This window comes from Allopontixanthobacter confluentis (genome assembly GCF_009827615.1).
Taxonomy (GTDB): Bacteria; Pseudomonadota; Alphaproteobacteria; order Sphingomonadales; family Sphingomonadaceae; genus Allopontixanthobacter; species Allopontixanthobacter confluentis.
In genome coordinates, this window is sequence record NZ_WTYU01000002.1 from 391652 (window position 1) to 414021 (window position 22370).

General features: G+C 58.7%; 21 protein-coding genes. 9 read left to right on the plus strand and 12 right to left on the minus strand.

Annotation, left to right across the window (positions count from 1 at the left end; all coding sequences use genetic code 11):
* The first annotated feature begins 22 nt into the window (after nt 1-22).
* A complete protein-coding gene (locus GRI44_RS10200; RefSeq protein ID WP_160601691.1) occupies nt 23-952 on the plus strand; it encodes an electron transfer flavoprotein subunit alpha/FixB family protein in 930 nt (309 codons plus the stop codon).
* 48 nt (nt 953-1000) lie between these two features.
* The gene (locus GRI44_RS10205) at nt 1001-1894 is read left to right on the plus strand and encodes an energy transducer TonB (RefSeq protein ID WP_160601692.1); all 894 of its coding nucleotides are present in this window, start codon (nt 1001-1003) and stop codon (nt 1892-1894) included.
* A gap of 6 nt (nt 1895-1900) precedes the next feature.
* Here the strand turns inward: GRI44_RS10205 and GRI44_RS10210 are convergent, their stop codons facing one another.
* The 8 genes from GRI44_RS10210 to GRI44_RS10245 all read right to left on the minus strand — a co-directional run bounded on the left by GRI44_RS10210 (nt 1901) and on the right by GRI44_RS10245 (nt 10778).
* On the minus strand, nt 1901-2665 hold the full coding sequence (locus GRI44_RS10210) for a sigma factor (protein ID WP_160601693.1): 765 nt from the start codon (nt 2663-2665) through the stop codon (nt 1901-1903).
* A gap of 154 nt (nt 2666-2819) precedes the next feature.
* On the minus strand, nt 2820-3344 hold the full coding sequence (locus GRI44_RS10215; protein WP_160601694.1) for a GNAT family N-acetyltransferase: 525 nt from the start codon (nt 3342-3344) through the stop codon (nt 2820-2822).
* A gap of 2 nt (nt 3345-3346) precedes the next feature.
* Nucleotides 3347-4567 (minus strand): DUF445 domain-containing protein, encoded by a 1221-nt coding sequence (locus tag GRI44_RS10220; protein ID WP_160602334.1) that lies wholly within the window; start codon nt 4565-4567, stop codon nt 3347-3349.
* A gap of 155 nt (nt 4568-4722) precedes the next feature.
* Nucleotides 4723-8145, minus strand: a complete 3423-nt coding sequence (locus tag GRI44_RS10225; protein ID WP_160601695.1) for an efflux RND transporter permease subunit — start codon at nt 8143-8145, stop codon at nt 4723-4725.
* Nucleotides 8146-8151: 6 nt separating this feature from the next.
* Complete coding sequence (locus GRI44_RS10230; protein ID WP_160601696.1) at nt 8152-9390, minus strand: efflux RND transporter periplasmic adaptor subunit; 1239 nt, start codon at nt 9388-9390, stop codon at nt 8152-8154.
* Between the two features lie 302 nt (nt 9391-9692).
* Nucleotides 9693-9956 carry a GlsB/YeaQ/YmgE family stress response membrane protein gene (locus GRI44_RS10235; RefSeq protein WP_160601697.1) on the minus strand — a complete coding sequence of 88 codons (264 nt, stop codon included), beginning with the start codon at nt 9954-9956 and terminating at the stop codon, nt 9693-9695.
* A 208-nt stretch (nt 9957-10164) separates the two neighbouring features.
* The gene (gene sciP / locus GRI44_RS10240; RefSeq protein ID WP_160601698.1) at nt 10165-10464 is read right to left on the minus strand and encodes a CtrA inhibitor SciP; all 300 of its coding nucleotides are present in this window, start codon (nt 10462-10464) and stop codon (nt 10165-10167) included.
* Nucleotides 10461-10778 carry a hypothetical protein gene (locus tag GRI44_RS10245; protein WP_160601699.1) on the minus strand — a complete coding sequence of 106 codons (318 nt, stop codon included), beginning with the start codon at nt 10776-10778 and terminating at the stop codon, nt 10461-10463. Before GRI44_RS10245 ends, sciP begins: the two co-directional genes overlap by 4 nt.
* Nucleotides 10779-10963: 185 nt before the next feature.
* Between GRI44_RS10245 and mnmA the strand changes: the two genes are divergently transcribed.
* Complete coding sequence (mnmA, locus tag GRI44_RS10250; protein ID WP_160601700.1) at nt 10964-12139, plus strand: tRNA 2-thiouridine(34) synthase MnmA; 1176 nt, start codon at nt 10964-10966, stop codon at nt 12137-12139.
* A gap of 40 nt (nt 12140-12179) precedes the next feature.
* Here mnmA and GRI44_RS10255 read toward each other — a convergent pair whose 3' ends face one another.
* On the minus strand, nt 12180-12584 hold the full coding sequence (locus tag GRI44_RS10255) for a hypothetical protein (RefSeq protein ID WP_232843104.1): 405 nt from the start codon (nt 12582-12584) through the stop codon (nt 12180-12182).
* A 29-nt stretch (nt 12585-12613) separates the two neighbouring features.
* Here GRI44_RS10255 and GRI44_RS10260 point away from each other — a divergent pair, with 29 nt between their 5' ends.
* The gene (locus tag GRI44_RS10260; protein WP_160601701.1) at nt 12614-13738 is read left to right on the plus strand and encodes a serine hydrolase domain-containing protein; all 1125 of its coding nucleotides are present in this window, start codon (nt 12614-12616) and stop codon (nt 13736-13738) included.
* Here the strand turns inward: GRI44_RS10260 and GRI44_RS10265 are convergent.
* The 3 genes from GRI44_RS10265 to pdxH are packed head-to-tail and all read right to left on the minus strand — an operon-like array spanning nt 13723 to nt 16138.
* A complete protein-coding gene (locus GRI44_RS10265) occupies nt 13723-14550 on the minus strand; it encodes a PhzF family phenazine biosynthesis protein (protein WP_160601702.1) in 828 nt (275 codons plus the stop codon). The two genes, GRI44_RS10260 and GRI44_RS10265, sit on opposite strands and share 16 nt — an antisense overlap.
* The gene (locus GRI44_RS10270; RefSeq protein ID WP_160601703.1) at nt 14547-15497 is read right to left on the minus strand and encodes a cation diffusion facilitator family transporter; all 951 of its coding nucleotides are present in this window, start codon (nt 15495-15497) and stop codon (nt 14547-14549) included. The genes GRI44_RS10265 and GRI44_RS10270 overlap by 4 nt, the downstream gene beginning before the upstream one ends.
* A complete protein-coding gene (gene pdxH, locus GRI44_RS10275; RefSeq protein WP_232843105.1) occupies nt 15494-16138 on the minus strand; it encodes a pyridoxamine 5'-phosphate oxidase in 645 nt (214 codons plus the stop codon). Before pdxH ends, GRI44_RS10270 begins: the two co-directional genes overlap by 4 nt.
* An 82-nt stretch (nt 16139-16220) precedes the next feature.
* Between pdxH and GRI44_RS10280 the strand changes: the two genes are divergently transcribed.
* The 5 genes from GRI44_RS10280 to GRI44_RS10300 all read left to right on the plus strand — a co-directional run bounded on the left by GRI44_RS10280 (nt 16221) and on the right by GRI44_RS10300 (nt 22287).
* A complete protein-coding gene (locus tag GRI44_RS10280) occupies nt 16221-17207 on the plus strand; it encodes a DnaJ C-terminal domain-containing protein (RefSeq protein ID WP_160601704.1) in 987 nt (328 codons plus the stop codon).
* Nucleotides 17208-17310: 103 nt separating this feature from the next.
* A complete protein-coding gene (locus tag GRI44_RS10285; RefSeq protein WP_160602337.1) occupies nt 17311-18228 on the plus strand; it encodes a YihY/virulence factor BrkB family protein in 918 nt (305 codons plus the stop codon).
* Nucleotides 18225-19028: an enoyl-ACP reductase FabI gene (gene fabI / locus GRI44_RS10290; protein WP_160601705.1), complete on the plus strand. Its 804-nt coding sequence runs from the start codon at nt 18225-18227 to the stop codon at nt 19026-19028. Before GRI44_RS10285 ends, fabI begins: the two co-directional genes overlap by 4 nt.
* A 499-nt stretch (nt 19029-19527) precedes the next feature.
* Entirely contained in the window at nt 19528-21132 is a 1605-nt protein-coding gene (locus GRI44_RS10295) for a polysaccharide biosynthesis protein (protein WP_408609204.1), read from the plus strand.
* A gap of 162 nt (nt 21133-21294) precedes the next feature.
* On the plus strand, nt 21295-22287 hold the full coding sequence (locus GRI44_RS10300) for a UDP-glucose 4-epimerase family protein (protein WP_160602338.1): 993 nt from the start codon (nt 21295-21297) through the stop codon (nt 22285-22287).
* Nucleotides 22288-22370 lie beyond the last annotated feature (83 nt).

A 22370-nucleotide genomic window follows, 5' to 3' on the forward strand; every position in this document is an offset into this window, starting at 1 on the left:
GATATTCGCGAAGGAAGACGATATGAAAACGCTGGTTTGGGTCGAACACGACAATAACGCAGTGAAGGATGCCACGCTGGCCGCTGTCACCGCCGCAGGCAAGCTGGGTGAAGTGCATCTTTTGGTTGCAGGCGCCAATTGCGCCGCAGTGGCAGAAGAAGCCGCCAAAATCGCAGGCGTGGGCAAGGTCCACCTTGCTGACAATCCTGCGTACGAACACGCATTGGCAGAAAATGTGGCGCCGCTGGTCGCGGATCTGATGGGGCATCACGATGCGTTTGTCTGCCCTGCCACTACCACGGGCAAAAACATCGCGCCGCGCGTTGCAGCCCTGCTGGACGTCATGCAGATTTCGGACATTCTTTCGGTTGAAGGCGACAAGACCTTCACCCGGCCGATCTATGCTGGCAATGCCATTGCCACGGTAACCAGCAGCGATGCGAAGCTGGTCATCACCGTGCGCGGAACAGCATTCGAAAAGGCTGAAACCACCGGCGGCTCCGGCACGGTTGAAGCGGTATCCGGCCCGGCCGATGCCGGCCTGTCCAGCTTTGTCAGTTCCGAAATTGCCAAGAGCGAACGGCCTGAACTGACCAGCGCAAAGGTCATCGTATCAGGTGGCCGCGCGCTGAAGGATGCTGACACATTCCAGGAATATATCATTCCGCTGGCAGACAAGCTGGGCGCAGGCGTCGGCGCATCGCGCGCCGCAGTCGATGCAGGCTATGTCCCCAACGATTATCAGGTCGGCCAGACCGGCAAGATCGTGGCTCCGGAAGTCTATATCGCCATCGGCATTTCGGGCGCGATCCAGCATCTGGCGGGCATGAAGGATTCCAAGACGATCATCGCGATCAACAAGGACGAAGACGCGCCAATTTTCCAGGTGGCCGACATCGGACTGGTGGGCGATCTGTTCAAGATTGTCCCGGAACTGACCGAAAAGCTCTAAGCAATTTTCAGGATTGCGTGACCAGTCATTCCGGCATAAATTGCCGGAATGACTGGTAATTTTTCTTGGGCGAAACTCGCCATTATCGCTTTTGCCTTGGGCACGATACCCGCTGCGGCAAAAGACAGGCCAACCAAGCAGCTTAAGCCTACTTCGGCTTGGAACCTTGATTACGCAGCTGACAGTTGCCGCATCGCGCGCACTTTCGGGACGGGCGCGGACAGTAGCGCCTTTTATCTTGAACAATATGACCCGGGTGAAGATTTTCTCCTGCTGGTGGCGGGCGGACCGCTGGCGGGTGTGAAGCCAAGGGATATCTCCATCCAGTTTGGGCCCGCAGCCCAAGCGCAGGAGAAGCTGGGAATCGCGGCGGAATTCGGCAGTTTCGGAACTGGTTTCATGGTCACCGGAATGAGCATGGTGCCGACTGAAAAAGACCGTGGTGCCGATCAGAAAAAGTGGGACGAACCCGACCTTCCTTCCGTGCGTGCGCCCGAAAGTGACATAAGCTGGGTAGCCTTTACCAAAACTGGCGTAACTGATCTGGTGCTCGAGCTTGGAGCAATGGATAAACCGATGGACGCTCTGCGCGCCTGCACGGACGATCTGGTGCGGCAGTGGGGAATTGACGCGGAAGCGCAAAAATCTCGCACTCGCAAGGTCAGGCCAGCAAATAATCCAGGCAGATGGTTAGTTGCTGATGACTACCCGAGTGAACTGCTGCGAAAGGGTAACCAGGGCGTCGCCCCGTTTCGCTTGATAGTAGGCGCTGATGGAGTGCCGGAAAGCTGCCACATACAGAAAACTTCGGGGCATAAGGCGTTTGATGATGTGGTGTGCGAGAAAGTGATGGAGCGAGCCAGGTTCATGCCAGCGCTTGATGCGAACGATCAGCCGATCAGGTCATATTATATCTCGACTGTGCGTTTCGCGGCGGGTTGATGCCAGTCAGCGGGTAGCGGCTGCCAATTGCAATTCAGATGTTTGGCGCCACTGCGACCCCGTCATTTGTGAACCGGCCAATTGCGAACAATGCCGCAGCACCCGGCGTGTTACCTGACGTTTTTGTTCTCCGGTCAATGTGTCGTCTTCCTGCGGTTCGGGCGTATCGGTCAAAAAACGCGTAACTATCCCGCGTTCAAAGGCCAGCTTGGCGTTCAGCGCCAGTGAGGCATGGCGTTTGTCACGCGCGCGCATTGCCTGTTCCCACTCGTCCAGCAGCGCGTTGGCGCAGCGCGCGGCCATAAGCTGGCTTGCGCCCGCTTCGGTTCTTTCCTGCGCATTTTCGTCATGAATGGTGAATTCCAACTCAGTGCCAGCATTGTGCGGTTCCAGAGAGACTGTCCGCGCGCCCATTTTTTTCGCGCTTTCACGCTGGTCCAGCCGGACGCGGTGGCGCAGCCCCTGCAATTCGCCGCGCAACTGCCATGTGACAAATGTGGTGAACCGCGCCTGCTCCGGGTCATAGCTTTCAATCGCCCGGTGGATGGCAATGGCGCAGGCCTGCTGCGCATCGTCCCGCATATCGGTCAGGCCGTACACCTTGGTGAAATGCCGGATACGCCCACCCAGAATGATCATCAGCTGGCTGAAATGCCGGTCCACCGCGATATTTTCGCGCAAAGTGCGGCTTCGGCCTGCGCCGATTGCCCCCTCGTTAATCGCGATAATCGCCGCAACTTCCCGTTCCATCGCATCGCTATGTGCTGACATTGTGTTGGCCCCTTGCTTCCGGGGCCAAACCGCCCCGATCCCGCAAGGGGTATCGCGTGACAGTGTGTTTCGGGCTGATACCAGCCTATGGGTTCTTACCTAGAGGCCGCAGGTAGCGCCCCTTTGCCTTATAGAGAGCGCGGCGCACTTCCGGTCAGAGCGGCAATTTTTCCAGCAAGGCCAATGGCTCCTCACTTCCTGGCAGACAGCCATCACGAAAGATCTGGAAGCCAAGGGCCGCTGCAAGGGCAAGCGACGGTGCGTTGCCATGATCAATCATCGCCACGATACGCTGCGGGCCAAATTCGCTTTCAAACCAGCGCATCACCGCGTCCATTGCTTCGCGGCCAAGCCCCTTGCCCACATGGTCACGGCTGAAGATCCATCCAGCTTCGGGCAGGTCATCAAAATCTGCGCCCAACCCGCGCCAGCTGTGAAAGATGCCGCAAATGCCGATGGGTGCCAGATCATTCTTCAGCCGAACGGTAAAATTGCCATAGCCATAAAGAAGCCAGCTGCCCGCCCCGCGGGAGAAGCGCATGAAATGATCCTGCATGGTCGGCGCCGGCCCCAGATAGCGCGACGTTTCGGGGTCACTCACAATGTCGAATATGGCATGCAGATCGGCCTTCGCTGGCACACGCAGCACCAGCCGCTGTGTTTCAAGCTCGACCGCCATGGTCAGAACAGCCCATCCAGGAAATGGAGGGTGACGCCCACCAGCCCGCCCACGACCGTGCCATTGATGCGGATGAATTGCAGGTCGCGGCCAACCGCGCTTTCAATCCGGTCGGTCACCGTGCGGGCATCCCAGCGGCGCACGGTTTCCGATACCAGCTGCACAATCTGCCCGCCATAACGGGTGGCCACGCCCACCGCGGTGCGGCGGGCAAAACGGTTGATCTGCAATTGCAGTGCGGGATCATCCCGCAGCGCGGCACCCAGTTCGGAAAGGCTGCTGCCCAGCTGGCCGCTCAGCGTCTTGTCAGGGTTACGCGCCATGGCAATCAAGCCGCCGCGAATACGCTCCCACACGCTTTGCCACCAATGCGCCACTGCCGGATTGTCGAGCAGTTCGCGCTTCATTTTTTCCACTTTGTCGCGCGTTGGCTGGTCATGGATCAGATCATGGGCCAGCTTTTCCAGCCCTTCCTCAATCTTGCCGCGCAAGGGGTGATGGGGATCGACCAGCACTTCGGCCAGCAGCTTATACAGGCCATCCAGCACGGAATTTGCCAGCCGTTCATCCAGACCGACCCAGCGAATGAGCGAATTGGCCCGATCATGGATCATCGCGCGGACCATTTCTTCATTGTCTTCCAGCGTCAGGCCGGCCCAGCGGATCATCGAATCCATCAGTGGCAAATGCCGCCGGTCAGCAATGGCCGCGGTCAGCATCTGGCCCAGCAATGGGGATATTTCCAGCTTGGCCATCTGGTTCTTGAGGCCCGCCTTCACCTGACCGCCCAGCCGTTCAGGATCCAGCGATTCGAGGATGCCCGCTAGCAGTTCTGCTGCGCCGCCCCCAATGCGCGATCCGCTGCCAGTTTTTGGGCCGGTCTTGGGCTCAACCAGAAATTCGCCTGCTGCGCGCGCCAGGTTCATGGATTGCATGCGCCGCGCAACCACGGCCGGCGTCAGGAAATTGTCGCGCAGGAATTGCGCCATCGTATCGGCAATGCGGTCCTTGTTTTCAGGAATAATCGCCGTGTGGGGGATGGGCAGGCCCAGCGGCCGGCGAAACAGCGCCGTGACCGCGAACCAGTCAGCCAGGCCGCCCACCATCGCAGCTTCCGCAAATGCGTTGAGATAGCCCCAGGCGGGGTGGAAGCTGACATATTGGCGGGACAGCAGGAACAGCCCTGCCATGACCACCAGCATGAAAGTGGCAGTCAGCCGCATCACGCGGGCGCGGTCCGCAATAGGGGCGCCCGCGACAATAGGATTGCCCGCAATCGGAGTGGGAGTAAGATCCATACCTTGGCCCCTAATACGGGCGGAAGCCAATGTCAGGTCTGTATCTGCGTGGCGCACTTCGCCAGAAGGCGTTTTCTCGCTCACTCAGCAGGGGCAGCCTCTGGCCCTGATGGTGCCGGCCCGCGCAAGGGGCGGTTTTCATCACCGGGTTGATATGTCAGGAATTTATGACGCAGCCACGGCCCGACCCGCTTTTCAAAGCCGTCAGCCAGGCTGAACCCTGCGGGCACGATCAGCAAGGTCAGCAGGGTGGACAGAATCAACCCGCCAATCACCACCGTACCCATCGGCGCGCGCCATGCGCCATCGCCTGAAATGGACATTGCGGTTGGCACCATGCCCGCGGTCATGGCGACTGTGGTCATGACGATGGGCTGAGCGCGCTTGCGGCCAGCTTCGACGATAGCGACAAATTTGCCTTCGCCCCGCGCCATTTCCTCGATCGCGAAATCGACCAGCAGGATCGAGTTTTTAGCCACGATGCCAAACAGCATCAGCACCCCGATAAAGACCGGCATGGAAATCGGCTGGCCAAGCAGCTTGATGGCCAGAATGCCGCCCAGCGGGGCAAGCAGCAACGAGCCCATATTCACCAGCGGCGACATCAGGCGGCGATAGAGCAGCACCAGCACCGCAAATACCAGCAGAATGCCGGAAACCAGCGCAATGGCGAAGTCATTGATCAGCTCGGCCAGGAACTTGTCGCTGCCTTCGGCCTTGTTGGACACGCCCGTAGGCAGGTTCTGCATGATTGGCAGTTCCTTGATCGCTTCGTCAGCGCGGCCCTTTTCAGCACCCGGCGCAAGGTCTGCGCCGATGTAAACGCGGCGCTGGCGGTCATACCGCTGGATAGTGGTAGGGCCGGAACCAAAGCGGATGTCCGCCACCCGGCTCAAGGGAACCGAGCCGCCTGAAGCGGTGGGCACCGGCAGGTTGCGAATGGTCGATAATTTGTCGCGCGATGCTTCGGGCAGAACAACACGGATGGGCACCTGCCGGTCCGACAGCGAGAATTTGGCGCTGTTCTGATCAATCTCACCAATCGTGGCGATGCGAATGGCCTGGCTGAGGGAAACCGTCGTGACGCCCAGCGATGCAGCAAGGTCTGCGCGCGGCGTGATGATCAGTTCCGGGCGCTGAAGGTCTGCTTCCACGCGCGGGGCCTTGATCAGATCAATGCCCTTCATTTCCTGCACCACTGACGCTGCGGTTCTTTCCAGCAGGGCCGGATCGCTGCCTGACAGCATCACCGAAATATCGCGCCCTGATCCGCCGCCCGGCCCTTGCTGGTTCGCCTGGAAGTTTATCCGCGCATCAGGAATGTCGCGGAACAGCAGCGCTGTTTCACGTTCGTAATCAAGGCTGGAACGATCCCGGTCTTCGCGCAGGGTAATATAAAGCGTGGCATCGCCTTCGCCGGCCACCAGCAGGACATTATCTGTTTCCTGCTGCGCCTTGATGATTGTTTCCACGCGTTCCGCCACGGTTTGCGTCTGTTCCAGCGTGGTGCCGGGCACCATGGACACGCGCACGCTGCTGTAATCGAAATTGGAGTCGGGGAAGAACTGGACCGGCGTGGATGCAATAAGGGCAATGGTGCAGACAAATGCGCCAAGCCCGACGCCCATCACCCAGATGCGATGATCGCGGAACCGCGCCCGGACACGGTCGCCCAGATTGACATACCAATGGCCATATTCGCCCGCCACCCGGCCCATGATGGCGCGAATGACGAAGGCAACGACAAATCCCGCCAGAATGCCCACTGCAATGCCGCCAAAGATGTTGAGCATGACCGGCAATTCCATGTCGCCCATCACCTTCATGGTCATTTGCAGCCCGGCCACAAATGCCGCCAGAATAAGCGCGAAGAAAAATGCAGTCGGCAACAGATACCACCAGTGCATGGGCGTATCGTCGATTTTTGACCGCATCGCTTTTGCCACGCGGTTGTCCAGCGTCCAGCGCAGCACTCTTTCGTAAAAGCCCATTATCGGGCCATTGGCGTGGTCGCCCGCGCCGTGGTCTTTCATGAAATAGGCAGCGATCAGCGGCGTAATCATCCGCGCAACGGCCAGGCTCATCAACACAGACGCAACCACGGTCAGACCGAAATTCTTGAAGAATTGCCCGGCAATACCGGGCATCAGCCCAACAGGCAGGAACACTGCCACGATGCAGAAAGTGGTGGCAACCACGGCAAGGCCGATTTCATCTGCCGCATCAATCGACGCCTGATAGGCGCTTTTACCCATGCGCATATGCCGCACGATATTCTCGATTTCGACGATGGCGTCATCCACCAGCACACCGGCCACCAGGCCCAGGGCAAGCAGGCTCATCGTATTGAGCGTAAAGCCCAGCAAATCCATGAAGAAGAAGGTCGGGATGGCGGCGAGCGGTATGGCGATGGCGGCAATGATCGTGGCCCGCCAGTCCCGCAGGAACAGGAACACCACGACAATGGCCAGCAATGCCCCTTCGATCATGGCAGCCATGGAACTGTGGTATTGCCCCTTGGCGTAGCGGACCATGTTGGACAGTTCGACAAAGCGGATACCGGGGTTTTCAGCTTCGATCTCGCGCATGACTTCCTGCGCGCCATCATAGACAGTAACGTCGCTTTCGCCCTTGGCACGGGTGGGCGCAAAGGTGACGACCGGCTTGCCGTTTACCTTGGAAATGGTGCGGATTTCGCTGTTACCATCACGCACATCGGCGATATCACTCAGCTTGATGGTGCGTCCGCCGCCCAGTGAAATCTGCCGCTGCCCCAAATCATAGGCAGTATCCGCATTGCCCAGAACACGCACTGACTGGCGGGAACCGGCAATCTGCGCGACACCGCCCCCGGCATCGAGATTGTTCTGCCGCAGCACTGAATTGACCTGCGCCGCAGTCACGCCCAGCGCCTGCATCCGCGCGGGGTCTAGCACCACTCTTATTTCGCGGTCCACACCGCCGCGGCGTGCGGCAGAGGACATGCCCGGAACAGCCAGCAGCCGCTTGGACACAGTATCGTCCACAAACCAGCTGAGCTGTTCAATCGTCATATCGTCCGATTCAACAGCGTAATTGGCAAAGGAATTGCTGGACGTCGAAACCTTGAACACGCGTGGCTCGATAATGCCGTCGGGCAAATCGCCGCGCAGCTGGTCGACCGCCGCTTTGACTTCATTCACGGCATTATCGACATTCTGGCCGATTTCGAACCGCACCACGGTCTGCGAATTGCCTTCGCTGACCGAACTGGTGATGACATCAATGCCTTCCACCGTGCTGATCGCCGATTCCACCTTTTCAGTGATCTGCGTGTCGATTTCAGACGGTGCCGCACCTGGCTGCGCGATGCTGACGATGACGACCGGGAATTCGATATCCGGATCGTTCTGGATTTCCATTTTGTTGAAGCTGAGAATCCCTGCCAGCGTCAGCGCAATGAATGCGACAATCGGGATGATCGGATTGCGGATCGACCAGGCAGAGATATTGCGGAAATCCATGCGTTATCAGCCTTCAGGATTTGCAGGTTTGGCAGCTGACGGCCGGTCAGCCACCTTTGTCTTCACCGTGTCACCCACATTCAGGAAGCCGCCTGCACGCAGGACCACTTTTTCAGTGCCGGAAAGGCCTTCGATGATGGCGATGCCATCGTTTGTGACCAGCCCTGTCTTGATTGGCCGGCGGACCACCTTGTTTGCCTTGTCGATAATATAGACAAAGCTGCCTGTATCATCTGACAAAATGGCCGATTCTGGCAACATGGGTGCCACGACCGAACCGCTTTTGATTACCGCGCTGGCAAAGCCGCCGGGACGCAATTCTGGAGAATAGGGCAGGGAAATGCGCGCAGTTCCCTGCCGGTTCTGGGCGTCGATGGTCGGTGCAATCTGCCACACCTGTCCGGTAAAGACCTTTTCCGTGCCGACCGGAATGACTTGCGCCTGCGTGCCGACGCCGATCCGCGTCAGTTCCACTTCGCCAACACTGGCCAGCAATTCCATTTCGCCGCCCTTGGCGATGAGAAACAAAGTGCCCGACCCTGCACTGACGACCTGCCCCGGTTCCACATTACGTTCCAGCAGCAATCCGCCAGATGGTGCCACGATATTGAGGCGGGCATTGCGCGCCCGCAATTCACCAGCCTGCGCATTGGCCACCCTGACCCGGGCGTTTGCCGCATCCCGCGTGGCTGTCAGGCGGTCTACATCAGCAGTGCTGATAAAGCCGCGTTCCACCAGTTTCAGCGCGCGCGCCAGATTGGCCTGCGCCAGATTGGCATCGGCCTGCGCCACCTGAACCTGCGCCGATGCGCTGGCGGCCTGCTGGTTCTGCACCGAGCGATCAATGACGGCCAGAACCTGTCCGGCGTTGACCCATTGCCCGGCATCGACCGGAACCGACACTACGCGCCCACCTTCACCGGCAACGCCCACGGGCAATGCGCGGCGGGCAGCCAGTGTGCCCGTGGTCGCAATTTCACCGGCAATGGTGCCATTACCCGGCGAAGTAACCGTGATGAGCGGCGCCTGATCTTCGCTGTCTTCAGCAGGCACGGCACCTTTGTCACTGCCGCCGATCAGGAAATATGCCAGCGCCGCCAGAACAAGAACGACCAGCGCGACAAGCGCAATCCGGCGATTGCGGCGCTTGGCTGAAACCGGCGTTACACCTTCCAGACCATTGGCATATGGGTCGGCGGTATATTGGTCCCCGCGTTCTGAACTTACGGTTGTTTCATAATTCATCGCGCCAGAGCCTTGATCATATGGGCCTCGATCACCTGACAGGCCGCCTGATGGCGCTGTACGAAAGGTGTATTACAGACATAAGCCACCAGATGCAAGCGACCGGGTGATGCAGAAAACGCCATAGACCGGTGTTCAGCCGCGAGCAATATTTCGCTCGACGGGCGACGTATTCGCCCGACGAAGCGCCTTGAACCGCCCGCAGTTAAACAAAAATGTGAAGTTACCGCCCATCAGGGCACGAAAAAGGGCGGGCCAGCAATGCTGACCCGCCCCAAATCTGTTTGCTTAAGCAGTTCGAATTAACGAACGCGGCCGCGCTGTACCATGTTTACAATCCCGAGCAGAACGATTGCGCCCAGCAGCGACATCAGCAGACCGGGGACGCTGAATTCTGTCAGTGTGGAACCAACGCCGATCAGCGAACCGATGAAGCGGCCAATGAACGAGCCGACGATGCCGACCACGATGTTCCAGAAAATGCCCATCGAGGCATCACGGTTCATAACCATGCTGGCGAGCCAGCCGATAATGCCACCGACGATAATTGCAATAATCCAACCCATAATACTTCCTCCTGTTATTTTACCGATATGGTATTGCAGCCTCAACGCCGCATAAGCCAAACCGGTTCCCCAACTCTTTCGGTATGGGTGAAGAAAGTATATTATAGATAGGCGCAAAAACCTAATCGGCGCCGCAATGCGGCGCCGACGGGGTGCCAGACATCAGCTGGCACATTATTGGAAAACCCTGTCACAGGGCTTGCTGGTGTCAGTATTTCAGCTGGCGCTCGTACAGATCGCGGTAATGCTGGATACGCGTGACCCGCAGGCCCTGCATCCCTGAACGGTCCACTGCGCGCTGCCAGGAAGCGAATTCCTCCAGCGTCAGATTATACCGTTCCAGCACTTCATCAATCGTCATCAGCCCGCCATTTACGGCTGCCACGACTTCCGCCTTGCGGCGCACAACCCAGCGTTTCGTGCTTGGTGGCGGCAAATCGTCAATCGTCAGCGGCTCCCCCAGGGGGCCAATGACTTGCGCGGCACGGATTTTCTGGTTTTCAATCATTGCATCTCTCGGTCGCCGGGGGTCACATTATTCGCGGCACAAACCTCTATGGCCTCAACGTCTTTTCGAGCGCCTAAACCATCGGGGTTAACATCCTCTTGCGCATCGTTAAGCATAGCGTTCCTGAAATCGGCAAAAGCGGTAAATCTGCCGCCGGCAGGGGACGCCTCGCGCACCAGCAAGCGCCGCAAATCACGCGCAGCAGCAAGGCGTGCGACCAGTTCAGACCAGGCAATGGGCCGCAGCAGCATTTCATCTGCAGCGCCGTCCATGGCAGCATCAAAACCGGCGTGCGTGTTGGTCGTTTCGAACATGACAACCGCCTTACATCCGCTTTGGTCAAGATCGGGTAAAGCTGCGGTTTACCTCTCATTAGGATTGGGGCTGGAGGATTTGGCCGAATGACTGGGCCAGAAAAAGGGGCGACCGATTTGGGCGCTGACTGCGGCCATGTTGCGCCCTCTGGCGCGCAGGCCTGAGGATGTGTATGGGGCGCACCATGGACGCTGCAACATTGTTTGACCCCGCGCTGGACCCTGCCGCCTTGTTCGACCTGCCCCGCGCGGCCGCTGATTGCCGCATCGTGGTGGCGATGTCGGGCGGGGTGGATTCCTCCGTAGTGGCGGCGCTGGCTGCTGCCAGCGGCGCCGAAGTCATCGGCATAACCTTGCAGCTGTATGATTATGGCGCTGCCACGGGCCGCAAGGGTGCGTGCTGTGCCGGCGACGATATCAGCGATGCACGCGCCGTGGCGGACCGGCTGGGCATTGCGCATTATGTGTTCGACCACGAAAGCGCCTTTCGCCAGGATGTGGTCGAAACCTTTGCCGATGATTATCTGCAAGGGCGCACGCCGGTGCCCTGCATTCGCTGTAACATGGGCCCGAAATTTACCGATCTGCTGCGCATGGCGCGCGAACTGGGTGCAGATTGCCTTGCCACCGGCCATTATGTGCGCCGGATGATGGGCGCTGCCGGCCCCGAACTGCACCGCGCGCTGGACCCGGCGCGCGACCAGTCCTATTTTCTCTACGGCACCACCGAAGCGCAGCTGGATTTTCTGCGCTTTCCATTGGGCGGCCTGCCCAAGGCGCAAGTGCGCGAACTGGCGGAGCAGGCAGGTTTGCGGAACGCGGCCAAGCCTGACAGTCAGGATATCTGCTTCGTCCCTGATGGCGATTATGCCCGCATCGTGAAATCGCTGCGGCCCGAAGGCGGCAGGACAGGCGCCATTGTTCACGCCGAAACAGGCGAAACGCTGGGCGAACACAAGGGCGTCATTCATTTCACCGTGGGTCAGCGCCGCGGCCTGGAAGTAGGCGGTCAGCCCGAACCGCTTTACGTGGTCGGCATTGATGCCGCCCTTGCACAAGTGCGCGTGGGGCCAAAGCGGCTGCTGGCAGTCAACGCGATCGAGGTCATCGAAACCAACCGCATCGGGCCGATGGCAGGGCGGACCCCTGCGGCTGAACATGGCGCCCCGCTTACCGCAAAAGTGCGGTCCCTTGCCAAACCTGTGCCGGTCGAACTGGACGGCGTGCTGGGTGACGGGGGCACTGTGACCCTGCGTTTTGCCAATCCCGAATTCGGTGTTTCACCAGGGCAGGCAGCGGTAATTTATGCAGGCGACCGGGTGATGGGCGGCGGGTGGATTGATTCCACCGATTCGATCTGATTCGCAGCTTTAAATTTTCACCAGCCTGAAAAGGCCAGCTTCAGTCTTCCCACTTTTCCAGCACGCAGCCAAAACCTTCGCGATAGGTGGCAGTTTGCGAAGGCAGCAGCGGGAAGCGTGCGGTCACGCTGCGCGCATCCTCGTCCTGGCTCATCGAAACCATTTCCATACCGGCGATGCGGTCTGTCTTGCAGCTGTTCAGACTGCGCCCACCCAGATAGACGCAGGAACAGCCGACATGGGCGCTATAGGCAGCGCCCGCGCTGGTATAACCCAGGATCGGTTCGCGGTAGAACCACCCGGCTACCGCCACTGCCAGACCGATCAGCACCAGCACCATGGGCCAGCGCCGCTTGTCTTTGCGGCGCGATCCGGCCGCTGCGGCGCGTGTTTGCGTGCGCGCAGTTGCAGAAGGTTTTTGCGAAGTGGGTTTAGGCGTTGCCAAGCGGGAATCCTTGCGCGAGTGATGGGGAGATGACTCGAATTACAGCCTCCCTTATCGCCAGCCTTGTGGCTCTGCCAACCCTTGTGGGGTGCAGCGGTTCTGCAGAAACGCTTCCGCCCCTAACCAGGGAAGCCATTGCCGCAGTTTCGTCAAACCCCGGCGCGCCAACCAAACAGCTGGCGCGGCAGGTGGATGATGTGTTCACCAAGGACAGTCTGGGCGAAACCCGCGCATTGGTGGTGATGCATGGCAGCGAAATTGCCGCCGAACGCTATGCGGCAGGGTATGATGCCGACACCCGCTTCATCAGCTGGTCGATGGCCAAAACGGTGACTGCCGTGATGATCGGCATGCTGGTGGCAGATGGCCAGTTGCGGCTGGACGAATCCCCGCCAATCCCTCGCTGGCAGCGGCCGGGGGATCCGCGCGGCGAAATTACCCTGCGGCAATTGCTCCAGATGCGGTCGGGCTTGCGCCATACAGAAGCGGGCAACCCGCCTTACGAATCGTCCGAAGTGCGGATGCTGTTTCTGGACGGGCGGGATGATATGGCGGATTGGGCCACCGCCCAGCCGCTGGAAGACGAACCGGGCCGGACGTTTGAATATTCTTCCAACACCACTGTCATTCTGGCGGATATTGCAGCGCGTGTGCTGACCTCGGCGACCGATGCTGACAGCCGCCGCGAAGCGGTCGACAATTATCTCAAGACCCGGCTGTTCGGGCCCGTGGGCATGGCTTCCATGGTGCCGGAATATGACGCCAGCGGCACGCTGATCGGCGGCAGCCTGATGCATGGCACGGCGCGGGACTGGGCGAAATTCGGTGAATTCCTGCGCAATGGCGGCTCTGTGCGGGGTGCGCAGCTGATCCCGCGCAAATGGATCGATTTCATGAACACGCCCAGCCCGCGCAGCGGTTTTTACGGGGCGCAGACCTGGCTCAACCGCGATTCCGGCATTGACCGGGACGAAGCGGTGCCGGATCGCGGGCCGAAATCCATGTTCGCAGCGGTTGGCCATATGGGCCAATATGTGCTGGTATCGCCCGCCCAGAAACTGACTATTGTGCGGCTGGGCCATTCGGACGCAGGCCAGCGCAGCGCCCTCATCCCCGAATTATCCGATATCGTGGAACTCTACCCCGCAAGGTAGAACACGCCTTCCACCACGGTCACGCATTCGCCGCCCAGCCATGCCCGTCCATTTGAAGGCCCGCCATTTGACAACTGGCCGTTTTCCAGCCGACACGTCAGATCGCCGCCGCGTTTCGATGCCTGATGCGCGGTGAATTCGTCCTTGCCCAGGCGCGGCACCCAGAATGGGGCCAGCGCGGCATGGGCAGACCCTGTCACGCTGTCTTCATCCACGCCCCATGCGGGCACGAAAACCCGGCTGACGATATCGCTATTGTCCCCCCGCGCAGTGCAGATCGCCATCAGGTCAATGTCTGTCAGCTTGCGGATATCCGGGTTTATCGCGCGCACGGCGGCTTCATCGTCCAGCAGCACGATGGCGGTGGCTTCCGCACCTGACACGGATTCGAACACTTCGCCGGTCACGCCCAGCGCATCCAGCAATTCGGCATGCTCGCGCGGTTCCACCAGTGTCAGCGGCAGCGACAATTCATAGGCTGCGCCTGATGTTCGCACTTCCAGAATGCCTGCTGCCTTTGTGCGAAAAGTAACCCTGCCCGCATCATCACGCGACAGCAGCACATGGCCTGCTGCAAGCGTGGCATGGCCGCACATCGCCACTTCGCTGGTGGGGGTGAACCAGCGCAATTCCCAGTCCGCCTCGCCCGTTGCATCGGCCACGACAAAGGCCGTTTCGGCAAAATTATTCTCTTCACCAATCGCCTGCAGCACATCATCCGGCAGCCACGCATCCAACGGCATGACTGCTGCCTGATTGCCGCTGAATGGCTGGTTGGCAAATGCATCGACGTGATAATAGGGCAGTTTCATGGGGCTTTGCCTTTTTCCAGCTTGGCGAATTCATCATCTTCCACCAGCGGATTATCGGGTTCGTCGACATGGCCTTCGGGGTCGATATGGATGAGGAGGTCCATACCGGGAAAATGGCGGCACAGGTCTGCTTCCACCCGTTCGATAATGACATGCGCTTCGTCCACCGTCATGTCGCCTGGCATATCAACGTGGAATTGCACAAAATCATGATGGCCGCTGGTGCGCGTCCGCAAATCATGCAGATTGCTCAACTCAGGATGTTTGGCCGCCAGTTCGACAAACCGCTGGCGTTTGTCATCTGGCCATTCACGGTCCATCAAATGGTCTATTGCCTCGCTGGCCGCGCGCCATGCGCCCCACAGCAGCCAACCCGCAATTCCCAGGCCAAACAGCGGATCTGCCAGGCCAAAGCCGGCATATTGATCCAGCGCCAACGCGGCGATCACCGCCACATTGAGGAGCAGGTCCGACTGGTAATGAACATGATCTGCCGAAATGGCGACAGACCCTGTGCGCCTGATGACATGGCGCTGCCACGCCAGCAGACCGACAGTGGCGATGATGGCAATGACAGAGACCGCAATCCCGTCAGCCGCCGCAGCAGTGCGGCCCCCTTCGACCAGGCGCAAAATGGCGCGGAAGCCAATGGCCGCCGCTGACAGGGCAATCAGCATCACCTGGAACATGGCGGCCAGCGATTCAGCCTTGCCATGGCCGAACCGGTGGTCAGAATCGGCGGGCTGCGCGGCAATATATACGCCGATGAAAGTAGCGATGCTGGCGATAAAATCGAGCGATGTATCCGCCAGCGAGCCCAGCATGGCGGTGGAGCCAGTGCGCCATGTAGCCCATACTTTCAGCACCATCAGGAACAGCGCCATGGTGATGGATGCCATGGCGGCGCTGCGCGTCAACGCGGCCCGGTGATCATGCGCGACATTCATGGGTAGAGCAACGTGTCGGCCCAGCTGGCCGCATCGGCGCCAGTGCGGCGTTCAAACCGGCGGCGATCATGCAGACGGTTGGGCCGGTCCAGCCAGAATTCGAACGCTGCAGGGGTCAGGCAAAACCCTGTCCAGTGGCGGGGCCGTTCTACCTCGCCGCCGGCAAACCGCGCTTCTGCCGCTGCGAATCGCTGCACAAAAACGCTGCGGTCCGCCATGGGCCGTGACTGGTCAGACGCGACGGCGCCCAATTGGGAATCGCGGCTGCGGCTATGAAAATAGGCATCGGCCACGGCATCGCTGACTTGGTGCAGCGGCCCTTCGATACGAATCTGGCGGCGCAGGCTTTTCCAGTGGAACAGCAAGGCGGCCTGCATATTGGTGCGGATTTCCTCGCCCTTGCGGCTTTGCGCGTTGGTGTAAAACGTAAAACCGCCGCCTTCAGCGACATCGGCCCCATGCCCCTTCAGCAGCACCATGCGCACAGATGGCGCGCCCGTCGGGGTGGCAGTGGCCAATGCCATCGCATTGGCATCATTCGGCTCATTCTCTCGGGCCAGCGCAAACCATTCGTCAAACAAGGCGAATGGGTCGGCGCGAGGAATCTCACTGGCGGTGTGGCTGGTCATTTCGCTCGTCATTTACCTGCCCTAACGTGCGATTGCAGCATTGGTAAAGCATCACTGCTTGCACAGGCGCACTGGTCCACCTAGCTAACACGGTATGTCTGACCCTTATGCAACCCTTGGCATCTCCCGCTCCGCTACGGAAAAGGACATCAAAAGCGCCTATCGCAAGCTGGCCAAGGAATTGCACCCTGACCGCAATACCGATAACCCCAATGCGACGGAACGCTTCAGCAAGGCGACGCAGGCCTATGATCTGCTGTCCGACAAGGACAAGCGCGCCAAATTCGATCGCGGCGAAATTGATGCGGATGGCAATCCCACCAACCCGTTTGCCGGAATGGGTGGGGGCATGGGCGGCGGATATGGCGCAAGGCCGGGTCAACAGGGCGGTTTCAGGCCCGAAGACATGCAGGGTTTCAGCCAGGAAGGCATGGACCTTGGCGATATTTTCGAAGGATTGTTCGGCGGCGGTGCCCGCGCACGTTCCGGTGCCGGAATGGGCGCTGGGATGGGGGCCGGAATGGGAGGTCGCCGACCGCCCCCGCCCCGCAAAGGCGCAGATATTCAATATCGGCTGAAGATTCCCTTCACCGATGCCGCGTCGCGTGCTGACCAGCGCATCACCCTGTCCGATGGCAAGACCATTGACCTGAAATTGCCTGCCGGGGTCGAGGAAGGCACCCAGATGCGGCTGAAGGGCAAAGGCCAGCAGGGTCCGGGCGGTGCGGGCGATGGTCGGGTGCTCATTTCTATCGACAGCCATCCGTTTTTCCGGCGCGAGGGCGATGATGTCCGGCTGGATTTGCCCATTACGCTGGATGAAGCCGTGAACGGCGCGAAAGTTAAAGTGCCAACAGTGGACGGCGCAGTCATGCTGACGGTCAGCCCCGGCAGCGCATCTGGCAAGGTGCTGCGCCTCAAGGGCAAGGGTTTTTCGAAAAAGAACGGCCAGCGCGGCGATCAGCTTGTCACACTGGAAATCGACCTGCCGGCAGCGGGAAGCGAACCCATGACCGAGCTTGCCAAGCGGCTGGAAGGCTGGAAAGACGGAAGCGCGCCGCGCAGCAAACTCGGGATGTAACCTTTTGCTGAATTCTCAAGGGCCTGCCCCCGACAACCTTGATCCGCACCTGCGACGGGCGCGATCATTGTCGCCCGAAGCGCGCCGCCATGCCGCGGCCAAAATGCGGCGCAGCGTGGGCCGCAAGGTTGGCCCCGGAACCCGCTTTTTCGCAGTCCTGAAACGCACCGCATCGGGCGCCTGGAACGATGGTTTCATCCACGCAGGCAACCTTGCCTATATGGCGATGCTGGCAATTTTCCCGTTCTTCATCCTTGGCGCGGCGATATTTTCCGCATTAGGCGAAGAAGGCGACCGCGCAGCGACCATCAACGCCATATTATTCGCCCTGCCGCCTGTGGTGGGCAACGTGATAGAACCGGTGGCGCGCGACGTGATCGAAGCACGCAGCGGCTGGCTGTTGTGGGCGGGCGGGCTGGTCGGCTTGTGGACAGTGTCCAGCCTGGTGGAAACCATTCGCGACATCTTGCGCCGCGCCTACGGGACAGAGGCGACACTGGCGTTCTGGCGTTACCGCATCCTGTCGTTCGGCATCATCATGGCCGCCGTAACGCTGTTGATGGTGTCGCTGATTGCACAGGTGATGATCGGCGCAGCGCAGCAGGTTATTGCTGCATATTTCCCGTGGCTCAGTGATGCGCTGGGGCAATTGTCACTCTCGCGCATTGTGCCGGCCCTTGGGCTATACGTGTCGATTTACCTGCTGTTTTATACGCTGACGCCGCATCACTACCGTCACCACCGCTTCCCCAAATGGCCGGGCAGCCTGCTGGTTACGGTGTGGTGGGTTGGCGTCACGATTGCATTGCCGCCAGTGCTGCGCAGTTTCTTTTCCTACGATCTGACCTATGGCAGCCTGGCAGGCATGATGATCGCCCTTTTCTTTTTCTACCTGGTGGGCCTAGGGATGGTGGTGGGCGCAGAACTGAATGCCGCGCTGGTGGAAACACCGGAAGAAACTGGTGAAACATCAGATACGCAAGCCGTGCCTGCCAGGAAAATGAAGGAATACAGGGTATGAATGGTCTGATGGCAGGCAAGCGGGGGCTGATCATGGGCCTCGCCAATGACAAATCCCTGGCATGGGGCATTGCCAGACAATTGCGCGAACAGGGTGCCGAACTGGCGTTCACGTATCAGGGTGACGCGCTGGCCAAGCGTGTCAAACCTTTGGCGGAGCAACTGGGATCAGACTTCACTTTTGAATGTGACGTTTCGGAAATGTCGGCGCTTGATAAGGCATTCGAAACGCTGAAAAGCCGCTGGGACACCATTGATTTCGTGGTCCATGCTATCGGCTTTTCCGACAAGGCGGAATTGCGCGGCAAATATGTCGACACCAGCCTCGACAATTTCCTGATGACGATGAACATTTCCGCCTACAGCCTGGTGGCTGTGACACAGCGCGCAGCGCAGATGATGCCCAATGGTGGCTCCATCCTGACGCTGACCTATTATGGCGCGGAAAAAGTCATCCCGCATTACAACGTGATGGGCGTGGCCAAGGCCGCACTGGAAGCCAGCGTGAAATATCTCGCCAATGATCTTGGCCCGCAGAACATTCGCGTAAATGCCATCTCGGCCGGCCCGATCAAGACGCTGGCCGCCAGCGGCATCGGCGATTTCCGCTACATCCTGAAGTGGAACGAACTGAACGCCCCGCTGCGCCGCAATGTCACGATCGACGATGTCGGCGGATCAGGCGTCTATTTCCTGTCCGACCTTTCATCAGGCGTCACAGGTGAAACCCACCATGTCGATGCCGGCTACCATGTCGTTGGAATGAAACAGGAAGATGCACCGGATATTGCGCTGGATTGATCCATTGTCGGTTCATGTTGATGTCGCCAAACAGAACCACTAGATGAAAACGGGTCTTTTGAAGCAAATCAGGTTTCCTGTGGCACTCACAATTTAAGCCGGTATGACTGCCTCTCTCTAGGGGATGGGCGGGTTCTGTGCGAGCGCAACGGGCAAATCTAAGAAGGTGCATGGCATGACTAGCCGCGATTTCCGTAACGGAAATATCTTCAGGATATTCGCAAAAGTTCTGAAATGGGCACTCGGGCTCGATCGATCAATCAAGCGATATATTGTTCTCGCAATTGACGCCCTGCTGTGTGTGGCCTCGGTCTGGCTGGCATTTTCCCTGCGCTTGGGAGTGTGGGAGTTTTTCACCCCTCCCGTCCTGAAAGTAATGGCAGTCACACTGCTGATCTTTCCTCCGCTTTTTCTATTTACAGGCACGTATCGGTCGATCGTCCGGTTTGCTGGGTCACGCACGATCCTGCAATTGGGCGCGTCAGTCCTTATCCTGTCTTTGCCGCTAATTTCCATTTTCACCTTCGCCGGCGTATCTGGCGTGCCGCGAACAATCGGCGTGCTGCTGCCATTGCTGTTTTTCTTTCTGCTCGCGATGAGCAGAATATGCGGTCGTTATTTCTTTGTCGAAATCCTGCGTGATCAAGGTTTCAGCGGCGATATTAAGCGCACCATAATTTATGGTGCGGGCGTCGCCGGCCAGCAACTGGCGGTTTCCCTGCGGCACGATAGAAATTTTGTTCTGGTAGGGTTTGTCGATGACAACCGAAGGTTGGAAAACCAACACCTTGACGGGGTCTCGGTTACCCATACATCGCAATTGAGCAAATTGGTCAAGAAGGCATCCGTCGACACCATTTTTCTGGCGCTTCCGTCAATATCGCGAACGCAGCGCAAACAGATCGTTGACCGGCTCATGCCGCTGCGCGTCAAGGTGCAGACTTTGCCAAGCATGCAGGAACTGGTTGATGGCGAAGCCTCGATCAGCATTATGCGGCCAATCAAGGCCGAGGACCTTCTCGGCCGCGATGCGGTGGCGCCCAATCAGTCACTGCTCGACCGCACCATTGCGGGAAAGATAGTGCTCGTCACCGGGGCTGGTGGTTCCATCGGCAGCGAATTGTGCCGCCAGATCGCGCGATTGCGACCTAAGTTACTGGTTCTGGTAGAAATGTCCGAGCCTGCGCTTTATCAGGTCGAGCGCGAACTGCGCCTGCTCCGGCAGGCGAGCGGTCTCGGGTTCGAAATAGACGCACAATTGCTCAATGTCACCGATACAGCAGGGGTTGAGCGATTGTTTGATCGCTTTTGCCCGGATACCGTCTTCCATGCAGCCGCCTACAAGCATGTTCCGCTGGTGGAAGCGAATGCCATTTCGGGCCTGCGTAACAATATTATTGGTACACGCAACACGGCCAAGGCGGCCAACCGTGCGGGCTGCAAAAATTTCATCCTCGTCAGCACAGACAAGGCAGTGCGCCCCACAAATGTCATGGGGGCTTCCAAACGCGTCTGCGAATTGATTTTGCAAGCTGAAGACAACGCTGGTTCCGCCACTAGGTTTGCCATTGTCCGGTTTGGCAATGTTCTGGGTTCCAGCGGATCAGTCGTACCACAATTCGAGCGGCAGATTGCCGCAGGCGGCCCGGTTACTTTGACCCATCGCAATATCACGCGGTTTTTCATGACCATCCCCGAGGCAGCGGAACTGGTTATCCAGGCCGGGGCCATGGCGCAGGGCGGCGATCTATTCCTGCTCGATATGGGCAAGCCGGTGAAAATTTACGATCTGGCATCGACAATGGTTGAATTAAGCGGTCATTCGCTCAAGACGCCTGAAAGACCTGACGGAGATATTGAAATTGTTGAAATCGGGCTGCGGCCGGGCGAAAAGTTATACGAAGAATTGTTGATTGATGATTGCAGTGAGGCGACAGATCACGTTCGGATCCTGCGCGCACGGGAATATCACCTTCCTTCAGCCGAACTCGACCCGCAAATCGAGAGTTTACAGAGGGCGCTCTCCGCTGGCGATACCGGAGCTGCGCTGGAACTGCTGCAAAGCCTAGTTCCTGAATACACCCGCATGGAGGGCCAACCCTAGTAGAGACAGTAATGCGCAGGCGCGAAGCATGCTCCTGCAAATTCTCCTCGCTGGCAGAAGATCCGGCTACCAAAGTAGATTTACCGTGCGTCGCCACCTGTAGACCATGCCGCCAAGCGCAACGCAAATTTCCCCATTTTACAGTAGAAAGCCAATTTGAGTATGATCGTTCTGGTAACTGGTGCGAACGGATTTGTAGGACGAGCAATCGTCAACCGGTTGGCTGAAGATGGGGTACAGGTAAGGGCAGCAGCCAGAAACGAGATTGGTTCACTGCCGCCAGGCGTGACTTTTGCGCAAGCGCCGGACCTGGCCATAATTGATGGCAAAGAAATTTCGGGAAAGCCTGGCGAATGGGCCACAATTCTGGATGGCGTTGACGCGATTGTCCATTGCGCTGCTCGCGTTCACGTCATGCAAGACGATGCATCTGATCCCTTGGAGGAATATCGAAAAGTAAATCGAGATGGCACCTTGGCTCTGGCACAAGCAGCGGTCAAAGCTGGAGTTAAGCGCTTTATATTCATGAGTTCGATCAAGGTGAACGGCGAGCAGGCGCTACCGGGCGCGCCTTTCACGCGGCACAGCAAGCCCAAACCAGTCGATCCTTATGGCGTTTCAAAGCTGGAAGCCGAAAACGGACTTTTCGAGCTTGCTGAAAATACCGCTATGGAAATAGCCGTTATTCGCCCTGTCCTGGTCTATGGGCCAGGAGTTCAAGCAAATTTTCAGGCGATCATGAAGCTGGTTAACCGCGGGATCCCCCTACCCTTCAAATCCATCGACAATCGTCGCTCTATGATATTTCTGGGTAATCTTGCTGACCTCACTTGCCAGGCTATCAACCACCCCGCGGCGGCGGGAAAATGCTTTCTGGCCAGTGATGGGGAAGACCTTTCGACCGCGGAACTCATTAAGAAACTTGCCCATGCCATGGGGCTGGGACCGCGCCTTTTCACAATCCCGCAGCCAGTGATGGAGTTTGGGGCAAAATTGCTTGGTAAAAGCTCTATGGCTGTTCGGCTGTTCGGTTCGCTAGTTGTGGATAGCAAAGAAACGCGCGCGCTGCTGGATTGGCAGCCGCCGTTTTCCGTTGCCGAAGGTCTGGCGTTGACTGCCGAAGCCTACAAGTTGGAAAGCGCAAGCTCACGATGACGGCCTATTTCGACACATACGTCCCGACGCCTTTCCTGATAGCAATAATGTCAGGGCTGACTTTTATGGCGGCAAGCTTGCTC

Coding starts and splice junctions, on each gene's coding strand:
- GRI44_RS10200 (WP_160601691.1), top strand. CDS start 23: ATGAAAACGCTGGTTTGGGTCGAACACGACAATAACGCAGTGAAGGAT.
- GRI44_RS10205 (WP_160601692.1), top strand. CDS start 1,001: ATGACTGGTAATTTTTCTTGGGCGAAACTCGCCATTATCGCTTTTGCC.
- GRI44_RS10210 (WP_160601693.1), bottom strand. CDS start 2,665: ATGTCAGCACATAGCGATGCGATGGAACGGGAAGTTGCGGCGATTATC.
- GRI44_RS10215 (WP_160601694.1), bottom strand. CDS start 3,344: ATGGCGGTCGAGCTTGAAACACAGCGGCTGGTGCTGCGTGTGCCAGCG.
- GRI44_RS10220 (WP_160602334.1), bottom strand. CDS start 4,567: ATGCGGCTGACTGCCACTTTCATGCTGGTGGTCATGGCAGGGCTGTTC.
- GRI44_RS10225 (WP_160601695.1), bottom strand. CDS start 8,145: ATGGATTTCCGCAATATCTCTGCCTGGTCGATCCGCAATCCGATCATC.
- GRI44_RS10230 (WP_160601696.1), bottom strand. CDS start 9,390: ATGAATTATGAAACAACCGTAAGTTCAGAACGCGGGGACCAATATACC.
- GRI44_RS10235 (WP_160601697.1), bottom strand. CDS start 9,956: ATGGGTTGGATTATTGCAATTATCGTCGGTGGCATTATCGGCTGGCTC.
- sciP (WP_160601698.1), bottom strand. CDS start 10,464: ATGATTGAAAACCAGAAAATCCGTGCCGCGCAAGTCATTGGCCCCCTG.
- GRI44_RS10245 (WP_160601699.1), bottom strand. CDS start 10,778: ATGTTCGAAACGACCAACACGCACGCCGGTTTTGATGCTGCCATGGAC.
- mnmA (WP_160601700.1), top strand. CDS start 10,964: ATGGACGCTGCAACATTGTTTGACCCCGCGCTGGACCCTGCCGCCTTG.
- GRI44_RS10260 (WP_160601701.1), top strand. CDS start 12,614: ATGACTCGAATTACAGCCTCCCTTATCGCCAGCCTTGTGGCTCTGCCA.
- GRI44_RS10265 (WP_160601702.1), bottom strand. CDS start 14,550: ATGAAACTGCCCTATTATCACGTCGATGCATTTGCCAACCAGCCATTC.
- GRI44_RS10270 (WP_160601703.1), bottom strand. CDS start 15,497: ATGAATGTCGCGCATGATCACCGGGCCGCGTTGACGCGCAGCGCCGCC.
- pdxH (WP_232843105.1), bottom strand. CDS start 16,138: ATGACGAGCGAAATGACCAGCCACACCGCCAGTGAGATTCCTCGCGCC.
- GRI44_RS10280 (WP_160601704.1), top strand. CDS start 16,221: ATGTCTGACCCTTATGCAACCCTTGGCATCTCCCGCTCCGCTACGGAA.
- GRI44_RS10285 (WP_160602337.1), top strand. CDS start 17,311: ATGCGGCGCAGCGTGGGCCGCAAGGTTGGCCCCGGAACCCGCTTTTTC.
- fabI (WP_160601705.1), top strand. CDS start 18,225: ATGAATGGTCTGATGGCAGGCAAGCGGGGGCTGATCATGGGCCTCGCC.
- GRI44_RS10300 (WP_160602338.1), top strand. CDS start 21,295: ATGATCGTTCTGGTAACTGGTGCGAACGGATTTGTAGGACGAGCAATC.